Raw genomic sequence first — 11885 nt, 5'->3', positions numbered from 1 at the left:
TGAGGATCAGAAAGCTTGTTTGAATCGATGTATTTCATCCGCAGATTATGCACGAATGCTAAGAAATCCGGAGTGCAAATATTAACCAAAAAGAAGATCGTTTTTTGATTTATGAAAGAGATCTATTTCTTATATTCTATATCTTGGGTCTTAAATGATATGAAGCATTTATGAGCCATAAAATATTCCCTTAGTAAAAATAGTTTCTTATTTAATCAATAGCTTATACTTTTGTTCAGATAAAAACCATCTAGATTGAATATTTATATATTCTTATTGACGGATTTAATTTTCATCCCTAAAATGCGCTATCAGATTCTCCAATAGCTCAGTCGGTAGAGCGACGGACTGTTAATCCGCAGGTCCCTGGTTCGAGCCCAGGTTGGAGAGCCATCTATTCTTCCATAGCTCAGTCGGTAGAGCGACGGACTGTTAATCCGCAGGTCCCTGGTTCGAGCCCAGGTGGAAGAGCCAGATTCTAAAAAGCCCACTCATTGCGAAGTGGGTTTTTTATTGCCTGATATTTAACAAAGCATACCTACTTTTTTGTTTTTGCTTTCCTAAAAAGTATCCGTATATGTACCAAGTTGTCTGATTCGACTATTTTTAAAACACTTAATTTGATTTTTAAGTATTTTATTTAAATCAGGCTTGACCACCCTCCCATACATCTTTAGAATCCACTTCAGATTCTCCAATAGCTCAGTCGGTAGAGCGACGGACTGTTAATCCGCAGGTCCCTGGTTCGAGCCCAGGTTGGAGAGCCAAATTCTAAAAGCCCACGCATTATGTCGTGGGCTTTTTTTATGCTCTGACTTTTGTTTTAAGATAAGTATAACTTGCTCTATAACCTAAGCTATTCACCGACCTCTCCTTCCACATTAGAAGCAATTATCAAAGCTTAAGTTTTAAAAACACTTTATATTAAAGGTGTTTATATTTAATACATTCAGCCTAAATTTTCTTATTTTTTGCAATTCCGACTTGACCTCACTGCATTTACCCCATAGAATGCGTGCAGATTCTCCAATAGCTCAGTCGGTAGAGCGACGGACTGTTAATCCGCAGGTCCCTGGTTCGAGCCCAGGTTGGAGAGCCAAATTCTAAAAAGCCCACGCATCATGACGTGGGCTTTTTTCATATATGTAGTTTATTCCGTGCCAGATCTCAGTCAGTTCATATTTTTTATTATTGGTTGCTTGGCAACTTTTGCACTTGTCTGCTTAGTCTTTCCGAGACTGTTTAGAAGCAAACAAAAGTTTTTCCCACGTCGTGTAATCACTGCCTTTGAAAGTAAGATGTTTCATCGTTTAAATGAAGCATTTCCGAACTACCACATTTTAGCCCAAGTGGCTTTTAGCGCACTGATCACCAATCAAAATTATAAAATTAGGAATAGATTTAATCGAAAAGTCACTGATTTTGTCATACTTGACCAAACTTATAATGTGCTTGTGATTATCGAACTGGATGACCCTAGTCATATAGGCAAAGAGCAAGAAGATGCTGAACGTGATGCAATGCTTGAAGAAGCGGGCTACCGTGTAATCCGCTACACCAGTATTCCAACAGTTCACACGCTCAGGCATGATGTAAATAAATAGTTGTAAAATACGTAAATCAAAATCAAACATTGAGTGAATGCGCATTGCATTCACATCGATAATGTAAACAGAATTTTATTGAGCATTTGACTCTTGAGCAGCCAGCACTTCTGATACTGCTTGGTCAGCCTCAGCAGCCAAAGCCTCATCTTGGGCTTCTTTAGCTTTAATGCGCTCAATCATTTCAGCTTGTTGTTGCTTATATTTTTCTTGGTTTTTGGCATCACTATTGACTGCAAGAAAAGCCATACTGACCAAAAATATAGGAATCAATAGCCCAAGTGCCATCAAAATGATCATCTTTTTGGTATTGGGCTTTGGCTTAACTTCAGACATAACGATTCTTTCATTTACATAAATAATTCGACGCCCAATATAGCAAAAAACAAAATTCGCTCAAGTCTATACAACACATTTTGCCTATTCATAAAAAGCCTTGGAACAATCCAAGGCTTTTTTTTGGAGTACAAATTAAGATTTAGTGGTTGGCATATGCTGTTTAATAAAATCTACAAGCATCTGATTACGTAAAACAATTGCTTGAGTATGAGAGGCCTCAGGCACCAATTCAAAGGTCACATCAGACTTTAAATTTAATTTTAAGTTTTCAGCTAAAGCCTGTGTAACTTGATAAGGTACTGCCGCATCCAATTGACCTTGGATAATTAGCACTGGTTTATCAATATGCCTTGTTGCGGGTTGATTAATCGTTAAGAATTTAGCAATTTCTGCATTCTCTTGGAAATTTGCCGTTAACCCAGGGTAGTCTGTGGCTGTTTTACCAACATTACTCGCTATAAAATTATTAATATCTGCCTCAAATTCCTCCATGAGTGGCGTAAGACATAAGCCATTTTCCCCTGTACTCCCTTCCGCCTTTGCCACCCAAGGTTGAGAGCGTGTTTCAAATATAGCATTGTAGTCAAATCTTGGTTCGTAGGCTTTAATCCCTATTGCAACATACGCAGCATAAGCTAAGAGCTCAGAATACACCTTTGCCGCTGTACCTTTTGCGACGCCGCTATCTGGTATATTTTCTGCAGCAGCCAATCTTGCAATCGCTACTGGTGCAATTTCTTTAATGATATAGCCTAAACTTGATGCAGGTGCAGCAGCAACAGCGCCCCTATAGTGATTATCTCCGTTTGCAAATTCCGCTGTCCCTAAGGATGCATGACCACCTTGGGATTGACCTACTGACATCCAGTCGCCATGCATGTCTTTACCTAAATGCTGCTGTAAAGCTTTAACCGCATATTGCGCAGACTTAGCTGCACTTTCTAAATGTAAATAGGTATGAATGCCCGGTGTACCCAAGCCCTCATAATCCGGTGCTAAAATTACGTATCCTTCTTTAAGTAAACTTTCAGCCATTGCCTTAAATCTTGGATTTAACGAATTTAAACTTGGTGCACAAGAGTCACCACTTCCCACAGTACCATGTTCCCAAACTACTACACGCCAACCATCTGCAGGTTTGGGTGTAGATGGATAAAATACCATTGCTGTTGCATTGACTCTTTTGTCTTGCACATTTGGCATTTTAAACGTCATTACACGCACCTTACTTGCATCCAAAATAGTGTCTTTGCTATAAGGCTCATCCGATACATAATGCTGTGTAAATACAAATTCAGAACGATCATCACTATCGCCACAGGCTGATAGCAAAAGCACGGACGAACATAAAACAGTAATTAGACTTTTCTTCAAATACATTTGCATTGTTGATTTCCTTTTCTTGTTATTACGTTTTTCTCATATGAGATCTTTAAATTAAGCATAAAAAAAGCACCCGAATAGGATGCTTTAGTTCATTTTAAAAAGTTTCAGATCAATGACATTAAAGCGTCAGGGCCATGAAAATTCCAATAAAAATCATAAGCCCTACCCAGCGGTTATGGCGAAACGACCAAAAACATAACTGCGGATCACGGCCTCTGGTTTTAGTCCATTGGTAAATAAAATCGGCAGCCACAGCCAACATTGCAACTAAACCAAATGGCATCAAGAGATCTTCTAAATACAACGCAGAACCAATCAGTACAATACTTAGCGCCTGTAATAAAGAAATGATTTCAATATCGTATTTACCAAATAAAATCGCAGTCGATTTCACGCCAATTTTCAAATCATATTCACGGTCAGTAATGGCATATTGTGTGTCATACGCAACAGTCCATGCCAAATTACCAAAGTACAATAACCAACAAGTTAAATCAGGTGTTTGCCCCACAGCGGTATAAGCCATAGGAATCGACCATGAAAATGCCGCGCCTAAAAATACTTGTGGCAGATGCGTGTAGCGTTTCATAAAGGGATAAATGAACGCTAAAAACAATGCCCCAAAGGACCAATAAAAAGTTTCTATCGGTAAAAAGAACAACATACATGCGCTAGCAAGCACCAAGATCAAGAATACATATATGGCTTCTTTAGCGCTAATCACTCCAGTGGCTAAAGGACGATGTTTGGTTCTTTCCACAGCACCATCGACTTTACGGTCAGCAAAGTCATTAATCGCACAACCTGCTGCACGCATAAATATCGTGCCCAAAATCATGGGAATCAAAATACTGAATTGCGGTGCTCCTTGATTAGCAATCCACAGTGCCCACATGGTTGGCCAAAAAACCAGTTCCGTGCCAATTGGCTTATCGAAGCGACATAAATAGTAATAAGCTTCTAAACGCTGCTGCCAAGTAATCTGTTGCACCACGGCCATGACTGTCCTTCATCTGGTAATGTTATTTCTGCAAATATTGCTCAAAACTTTCTAAAAAAGTTTCCTGAACAATAAATTTACAACCATGCCAAGTATAACAGCTCTGACGTGTCCAACCATCGTCTAGCCACAATACACGCCGCTCGCACTTCGGATTGGTACGCTGAAATAAAAAATGTCCGATGGGTTTTTTACCAATATGCTGAAAAATCCGCGCACGCCCTTGTATGCTAAGGATTGGAAATATACTTTTTGCCTTGACCCACGGCTCAGCTTCACAGCCATATAAATAACTTTCACGTACCCAAGCTGTGTGCTGTATTGGCATTTTCAGCCACTGTGCATCTTGAAGCGTCATGCGTTGAAATTGCTCAATACTCGGCTCAACTTTAAATACACCTTGGGCAAAATCTGTTAATTGTTGGGTTAATGAACCCGAAGCATACAACCATGTTCTTAATTCAGGAGACATTCTTTTATCCCGCATTTCACATGCTTGACGCTGCATATTTCATTTCCCTTATAAGCTTTTGCTGAGTATAGCGAATCCTTAGTGTAACCAACTCAACATCGTTTTTCATGCGCAATAGCTTGTTTTAAGTAAAATGAGCAAAACCAAAACGGCTTAAGTACTTCATTACATTTGCAATCAACACAAACCTCACTTACACAGTATGATGTCGTGGATAACAACTGAATTACACCAACATAATGTTTCCATATAACCCGCTACATGTTTTTATTTTTCTTGTTTTACTTTGTACCAATATCACGGCTCAAGCAAAATCTCTTGCGCTGAGTTTTGATGATGGATTAAATCCAGCGTTTAACGCACAAGCGGAACAAATCAATGCTCAAATTTTAAAGCATCTGCATGATCAACAAATCAAAAGTATTGTTTTTCCGAGCCTGATTAAAATTGGTGATTATCAAGGCAAGCAACTGATTCAAGCGTGGGGACAATCCGGCCATCTGATTGGCAATCACAGCGCATCGCACCAAAACCTGAATAAAGAAAATGTCACTGTACAAGATTATCTGCACAGCATTGAACAGGCGGATACCATATTTAAAACGCTGCCGAATTACACACGTATCTACCGTTATCCATTTTTAAAAGAAGGTAATAGCGCTGAAAAACGTGATGCTGTCTATCAATGGTTAGCGCAGCATCAATATCGCATTGGCGGAGTAAGTATTGATGCCAGTGACTGGTTATATAATCGAAAATATCTCGACTATGCCAAACAGCAAGATCAGGACAAATTAGACCGACTAAAACAAGCGTATATTGCTCACTTGCTTCACCGAGCAGATTATTATGACCAACTTGCCCAGCTCACCATAAATCGTTCGCCACAGCATGTTTTACTTTTACATGTAAATGCTATTAATGCCGCATTTTTAAAAGATCTCATTACCGCCTTTCAGCAGCATGGCTGGACATTTATTTCAGCAGCAGACGCCCTACAAGACCCACTATATGCACAGCGCAGCCAAAACATCCCTGCGGGTGAAAGTGTGATTTGGTCGATTGCCAAAACAAAAGGATTCGAAAACTTACGCTACCCCGCCGAAGATGCGCCTTATGAAATCGATAATCTAAAACAGCATGGTTTGCAATGACGGTTGGTGAATTACTGGATATTCAATAAAAATGACCTGCAACGTTGTAGGTCATTTTTTCAGTTCAATATTATCGTGTTGAATTAAAAGTTATCTGTCTTTGCAATGGCTTCAAACTTGCCTTGCGGCGTTTTAATCAGCACCAGCCCTTCGGTCGTAATATAAAAACTTTCAGGGTAATCAAACTCCAATGCCAACTCTGGGTTTTTCAGTTCGACAAATTGAGCCTGCTTATAACCTTCAACTGTCCGTCCCACTTCCAAATAAGTCACTTCTGAAAAGTTGAGTTTAAATCCCTTTGCCTGATCCGATGGATCAATCCAAGGAAAAAAACCGGTATGTTTTTTACGTGGTTTTGCCATGTTTAGATATTCATTCAACTCTTTGCTTTATCTTAACCCATTCCATAAAAAAACCCGCACAAGGCGGGTCTTTTTACAGTGAAATTCTGTACAGAATTACAAGCTGTAGTACATGTCGAATTCAACTGGGTGAGTAGTCGTGTTAAGACGACGAACTTCTTCAGTTTTAAGTTCGATGTAGGCATCAAGCATTTCTTTAGTGAACACACCACCTTTAAGAAGGTAATCATGATCCGCAGCAAGCGCTTCAAGCGCCATATCTAGGCTATGAGCCACTGTAGGGATTTTAGCTTCTTCTTCAGGAGGAAGGTCGTACAAGTTCTTGTCAGCAGCTTCACCTGGGTGGATCTTGTTTTGAATACCATCAAGACCAGCCATAAGAAGTGCAGCGAAACCTAAGTACGGGTTCATCATTGGATCTGGGAAACGTGCTTCGATACGTTTGCCTTTCGGGCTAGAAACGTAAGGAATACGAATAGAAGCTGAACGGTTACGTGCTGAGTAAGCAAGCATAATCGGTGCTTCAAAATGTGGAACTAAACGTTTGTACGAGTTAGTCGAAGGGTTTGTGATTGCGTTCAATGAACGAGCATGTTTGATCACACCACCAATGAAGTATAACGCCATTTCTGAAAGACCAGCGTATTCATCACCAGCAAACAAGTTCTTGCCGTCTTTAGAGATCGACATGTGAACGTGCATACCAGAACCGTTATCGCCAACCATTGGTTTAGGCATAAACGTAGCAGTTTTAGCATATTGGTGAGCAACGTTCCAAACAGCATATTTGAACTGTTGTACTTCGTCCGCTTTACGAACCATAGTGTTGAAGCTTACACCGATTTCAAGCTGGCAAGATGCAACTTCGTGGTGATGTACTTCTACACGACCTGGGCCCATGATGTCTTCAATTTTTGCACACATATCTGCACGCATATCTTGTGAAGAATCTACAGGAGGAACTGGGAAGTAACCACCTTTCACACGTGGACGGTGACCAGAGTTACCCGCTTCGTAATCTTTACCAGTAGACCAAGCAGCTTCTTCAGCGATTAATGTGTGACGCGCGCCAGACATATCGATGTCCCATTTTACTTCGTCAAAAACGAAGAATTCTGGTTCTGGACCAAAGAAAGCAGTATCACCGATACCAGTTGATTTTAGGTATTCTTCCGCACGGCGAGCAATAGAGCGTGGGTCACGTTCATAACCTTGACCAGTTGAAGGTTCGATAACGTCACAAGTCACAACAACTGTAGCTTCTGCAAAGAACGGGTCGATAAAACCAGTTTCTGCATCTGGACGTAAGATCATGTCAGATGCTTCAATGCCTTTCCAACCAGCAATTGAAGAACCATCAAACATTTTGCCATCTTCAAACGTATCTTCGTCGATTGAATCTGCTGGGTAAGTTACGTGTTGTTCTTTACCCTTAGTATCAGTAAAGCGAAAATCGACCCATTTTGCGCCACTTTCTTGGATGAGTTGAAGGACCTTGTTCGCCATGCTCATTTTGCTCCGATGATTTTTTTGTGCACACTGAAGTGCGTGTTAGTAGTTGGTAGTTATTAAGCAATTACCGTACCAACTTTTAAAAGCTAAGCTAAAATACTGAATTCCTTATCAGAATAGAAGATTTTAGCTCCTTGCTTTTCGACTATTATACTGTGTGTAACAGTAAATGCACCATATTCAGCCACTCTTCATCACTTTTGTTTAAAAACTTCTCGCAGGTGTATCAAAATAGTGCAACTTGGTTTTGCACCAGTATGCACCAAAATGATTAATCGCTTTCAACGATAAAATTATTAGGATTTTATTCAAGCTTTAAGGTCGAATTTAAATACGATAGAAACTAATGGTTTAGCTAGTTCTAGATGGAAAAATACCAGCGTAATCACTATATTCATGATCGATATTTAGGTTTTTTGAGCCCTTAAAGCACTCTTTTTTTGAAGTAGATTTAACCATTTTGTTTTAATTTTGATCAATCTACCTTTGCATTAATTGTGCTCCATTTTGGTGATTTTGCTTCAAAACGGTTCATATTTTTCCAGCTAGAGCCTGAATTGCAATTTTTAACGACAGTAAGCAGATCTTTTTAAAATATCAATTGAACACATTTTAAACACTTAAATTCAGCCTATTGCTTTGTTCAACTTAAATCCTAAATTTATAAGTCGATAATTTGCTGAAATGATTTCAGTTGCGATGAACTTTGGCGAAATTGTTCAGCAGAAATTGAATAATATTTGCTATGATTGACTGCATTCTAAATATTTCACTATTTTTCTATTTAAAATATCCACACGATATTTGGGTCAATATACAACTATTTAGAATCATTTCGGACTATTCTAAGCACAGTTAAGTGCATAAATTTCAAAGGTTAATACGCTCATGCTTTTGATGATCGACAATTATGACTCTTTTACCTACAACATCGTCCAATATTTTGGCGAGTTAAATCAGGAAGTAAAAGTTGTACGTAACGATGCCGTGACATTGGAAGATATCGAGCGATGGCAACCGAAGTATTTAGTCATTGGTCCTGGCCCTTGTTCGCCAAGTGAAGCAGGTATTTCAATTCCTGCGATTCAACACTTTGCGGGAAAAATTCCTTTACTCGGTGTGTGTTTAGGCCACCAAGCCATAGGACAAGCTTTTGGCGGCGATATTATTCGCGCTAAAAAAGTGATGCACGGTCGTTTATCTGACATGTATCACAGCGATCAAGGCATTTTCAGCAACCTCCCTTCGCCATTTTCAGCAACGCGTTATCACTCTTTGGTGATTGATCAAGCGACTTTGCCTGAATGTTTAGAAGTGACCTGCTGGACCAATGAAGAAGATGGCACGATGGAAGAAATCATGGGCGTAAAACATAAGACATTGCCTGTCGAAGGCGTGCAGTTTCACCCTGAATCAATTCTTAGTGAACATGGCCATCAAATCTTTAAAAACTTCTTAGAAATTTACGCTTAATCGAGTGCAAAAAATATTATGAATATTCAACAAGCTTTAAATAACATCACTAAAAATATTGAACTCACTCAACCTCAAATGGAAGAAGTGATGCGTACCATCATGCAAGGTGAAGCGACCGATGCGCAAATTGGCGCACTCATGATGGGCTTACGCCAAAAAGGTGAAAGTATTGATGAAATCACTGCCGCAGCACGTGTAATGCGTGAGTTTGCGATCAAAATCGATGTCAGTGATCTGCCACATTTGGTGGATATCGTTGGTACAGGTGGTGATGGTCAAAACTTATTTAACGTTTCTACTGCGTCTAGTTTTGTCATTGCAGCAGCAGGTGCAACCATTGCTAAACATGGCGGTCGTGGTGTTTCATCAAAATCAGGCTCTTCTGATCTTTTAGAACAAGCAGGAATTAACCTTGACCTAAGCATGCAGCAAACTGAACGCTGTATTCGTGAAATGGGTGTGGGTTTCCTCTTTGCACCTAATCATCATAAAGCCATGAAATATGCTGCTGGTCCACGTAAAGAATTGGGCTTCCGTAGTATTTTCAACCTACTTGGCCCGCTTACGAATCCGGCCGGCGTAAAACGTTTTGTGATTGGTGTTTTCTCTACAGAATTATGTCGTCCTATGGCTGAAGTTTTAAAACAACTCGGTGCAGAACATGTCTTGGTGGTGCATTCAAAAGACGGTTTAGATGAAATTAGCCTTGCATCAAGTACTTATGTTGCTGAACTCAAAGATGGCGAAGTCACTGAATGGGAAATTCAGCCGGAAGCCGTAGATATCGAGTCGCAAACCTTAACGGGTCTATCTGTAGATAGTGCTGCTGAAAGTCTAAAATTGATCAAAGATGCTTTAGGTAAAAACAAATCTGCACTCGGTGATAAAGCCGCGAATATGATTGCCCTAAATGCAGGCGCAGGCATTTATGTTTCAGGCTTAACCAAAAGCTATAAACAAGGTGTTGCATTAGCACATGACATTATCTATGGCGGTCAAGCTCTAGAGAAAATGGGCATTTTGTCAGAATTTACGAAAACTTTAAAAGAATACGAAGCTTAAGATTAGGACTCAAATCATGGTAGATATCGCCAATACAATTTTAGGTAAAATTGTTGACCGTAAAAAAGAAGAATTTGCAGCCCGTCTTAAACAACGTAGCTATAAAGATGTCGAAGAGCTAGCTCAAGCAGCTACACCCGTTCGAGGTTTTGCACAAAACCTCGGCTCTAAACGTCCGGGGGTGATTGCTGAAATTAAAAAGGCATCACCATCGAAAGGCATCATTCGTGAAAACTTTAACCCTGCTGAAATTGCGCAGCAGTATCAAGATGCTGGTGCGGCATGTTTGTCTGTTCTCACCGATGTGGATTTTTTCCAAGGTGCCGATGAAAACATTCAGATTGCACGTAAGAACTGTGACTTACCTGCGCTGCGTAAAGATTTTTTAATTGATCCTTATGGCGTAATTGAAGCACGCGCTTTACATGCGGACTGTATTTTATTAATCGTGGCTTGTTTGTCTGATCAACAACTCGAAGAAATGTCGAAAACTGCTTTTGAGCACAATCTCGACGTGTTGGTTGAAGTACATGACGAAGAAGAACTTGAGCGTGCAATGCGTCTTTCTGACAACTGTCTACTTGGCGTCAATAATCGTAATTTAAAAACCTTTGATGTTGACCTCAACACATCATTACGTTTGAAAAAGTTACTCGAGCCTTCTCGCCTGCTGGTGACAGAAAGCGGTATTGCAACACCTGCTGATGTCGCGATGATGCAAGAACATGATATTCATGCCTTCTTGGTCGGTGAAAGTTTTATGAAGCAGCCACGTCCTGATCAGGCGTTTAAGGAGCTGTTTGGTGTGCCTGATAAAGTATAAATGAAATATGTAGGGTGAGTTCGCTCACCCTTTTTCTCCTTTGCATCCATATTAAAAAATTACACATCCTTTTTATAATTTTTATTCAATTGAGAATTAAAAATAATGAAGTCGATTATTTCTTCAACTCTTCTATTCATTTCATTAATCTTGGTTTCAATACACCAGATAAGTTGGGCAAAAAATATAACTCTGTATACTGGCTCACCGTATCATATTGACCAAAATCATATCCTCTACTTTAATATTTCCACTATGCCCGAAGGCATCATTGCTGCGCAGATTGACCTAAATCAAATTTTTCCAAATATAAATACTAACGTGCTAAAGGGCAAAAATTATGTTTTCAATAAGAATCAAATTGAAATCATTAGTTATCAAGGCTTACCAATAGTCATTAATTTCTCAATCAATACTAAAAACAAGAATATTGAAAATTCAGCCTATTTTTCTATTTCTAAAGGACATAAAAATTCTTTATCAAAACCAATCAATATCAAATCTCACCCTATTTCCATGGAAAAATTAAATCATTTTGAACAGACTTTTTATAAAGATAATTCTCATTTATTAGATCTCTTTCATAAATCAAAAAACGATCTTCTTTTTGGTTAATATTTGCACTCCGGATTTCTTAGCATTCGTGCATAATCTGCGGATGAAATACATCGATTCAAACAAGCTTTCTGATCCTC

The 11885-nt window shown here is 39.3% G+C and carries 12 protein-coding genes and 4 tRNA genes; 10 read left to right on the top strand and 6 right to left on the bottom strand.

Going from position 1 to position 11885, the window contains the following annotated elements:
• Positions 1-317 precede the first annotated feature (317 nt).
• The 5 genes from FTU36_RS15865 to FTU36_RS15845 all read left to right on the top strand — a co-directional run bounded on the left by FTU36_RS15865 (position 318) and on the right by FTU36_RS15845 (position 1604).
• Positions 318-393: transfer RNA gene (locus FTU36_RS15865), tRNA-Asn, on the top strand.
• A 5-nt stretch (positions 394-398) separates the two neighbouring features.
• Positions 399-474: transfer RNA gene (locus tag FTU36_RS15860), tRNA-Asn, on the top strand.
• A gap of 217 nt (positions 475-691) precedes the next feature.
• Positions 692-767: transfer RNA gene (locus tag FTU36_RS15855), tRNA-Asn, on the top strand.
• Positions 768-1023: 256 nt separating this feature from the next.
• Positions 1024-1099 (top strand) — tRNA-Asn (locus FTU36_RS15850).
• Between the two features lie 22 nt (positions 1100-1121).
• The gene (locus FTU36_RS15845; protein ID WP_218954420.1) at positions 1122-1604 is read left to right on the top strand and encodes a DUF2726 domain-containing protein; all 483 of its coding nucleotides are present in this window, start codon (positions 1122-1124) and stop codon (positions 1602-1604) included.
• A gap of 75 nt (positions 1605-1679) precedes the next feature.
• Here the strand turns inward: FTU36_RS15845 and FTU36_RS15840 are convergent, their stop codons facing one another.
• From FTU36_RS15840 to FTU36_RS15825, 4 genes are all read right to left on the bottom strand, one after another.
• Positions 1680-1940, bottom strand: a complete 261-nt coding sequence (locus FTU36_RS15840; protein ID WP_168379169.1) for a hypothetical protein — start codon at positions 1938-1940, stop codon at positions 1680-1682.
• Between the two features lie 135 nt (positions 1941-2075).
• Entirely contained in the window at positions 2076-3329 is a 1254-nt protein-coding gene (locus tag FTU36_RS15835) for a prolyl oligopeptidase family serine peptidase (protein WP_180118516.1), read from the bottom strand.
• Between the two features lie 118 nt (positions 3330-3447).
• Positions 3448-4329, bottom strand: a complete 882-nt coding sequence (ubiA, locus tag FTU36_RS15830) for a 4-hydroxybenzoate octaprenyltransferase (protein ID WP_180118514.1) — start codon at positions 4327-4329, stop codon at positions 3448-3450.
• A gap of 22 nt (positions 4330-4351) precedes the next feature.
• The gene (locus FTU36_RS15825; RefSeq protein WP_168379166.1) at positions 4352-4837 is read right to left on the bottom strand and encodes a chorismate lyase; all 486 of its coding nucleotides are present in this window, start codon (positions 4835-4837) and stop codon (positions 4352-4354) included.
• 203 nt (positions 4838-5040) lie between these two features.
• On the opposite strand from FTU36_RS15825, the gene FTU36_RS15820 reads away from it, so the two are divergent.
• Positions 5041-5955, top strand: coding sequence for a polysaccharide deacetylase family protein (locus FTU36_RS15820; RefSeq protein WP_180118512.1), 915 nt, complete (start codon positions 5041-5043; stop codon positions 5953-5955).
• Positions 5956-6038: 83 nt separating this feature from the next.
• Here the strand turns inward: FTU36_RS15820 and FTU36_RS15815 are convergent, their stop codons facing one another.
• Complete coding sequence (locus FTU36_RS15815) at positions 6039-6317, bottom strand: hypothetical protein (RefSeq protein ID WP_180114594.1); 279 nt, start codon at positions 6315-6317, stop codon at positions 6039-6041.
• Between the two features lie 96 nt (positions 6318-6413).
• Positions 6414-7829 (bottom strand): type I glutamate--ammonia ligase, encoded by a 1416-nt coding sequence (glnA, locus tag FTU36_RS15810; RefSeq protein ID WP_171262625.1) that lies wholly within the window; start codon positions 7827-7829, stop codon positions 6414-6416.
• An 888-nt stretch (positions 7830-8717) separates the two neighbouring features.
• Here glnA and FTU36_RS15805 point away from each other — a divergent pair.
• The 4 genes from FTU36_RS15805 to FTU36_RS15790 all read left to right on the top strand — a co-directional run bounded on the left by FTU36_RS15805 (position 8718) and on the right by FTU36_RS15790 (position 11805).
• Entirely contained in the window at positions 8718-9302 is a 585-nt protein-coding gene (locus tag FTU36_RS15805) for an aminodeoxychorismate/anthranilate synthase component II (RefSeq protein ID WP_078190263.1), read from the top strand.
• An 18-nt stretch (positions 9303-9320) separates the two neighbouring features.
• Positions 9321-10367, top strand: coding sequence for an anthranilate phosphoribosyltransferase (trpD, locus tag FTU36_RS15800; RefSeq protein WP_180118511.1), 1047 nt, complete (start codon positions 9321-9323; stop codon positions 10365-10367).
• A 16-nt stretch (positions 10368-10383) separates the two neighbouring features.
• Positions 10384-11190, top strand: a complete 807-nt coding sequence (gene trpC / locus FTU36_RS15795) for an indole-3-glycerol phosphate synthase TrpC (RefSeq protein WP_180118509.1) — start codon at positions 10384-10386, stop codon at positions 11188-11190.
• Between the two features lie 105 nt (positions 11191-11295).
• A complete protein-coding gene (locus tag FTU36_RS15790; RefSeq protein ID WP_180118507.1) occupies positions 11296-11805 on the top strand; it encodes a hypothetical protein in 510 nt (169 codons plus the stop codon).
• Positions 11806-11885 lie beyond the last annotated feature (80 nt).

This window comes from Acinetobacter sp. YH12096 (genome assembly GCF_013419215.1).
Lineage (GTDB): Bacteria > Pseudomonadota > Gammaproteobacteria > Pseudomonadales > Moraxellaceae > Acinetobacter > Acinetobacter amyesii.
This window is presented reverse-complemented; position numbering and strand designations above follow the sequence as displayed.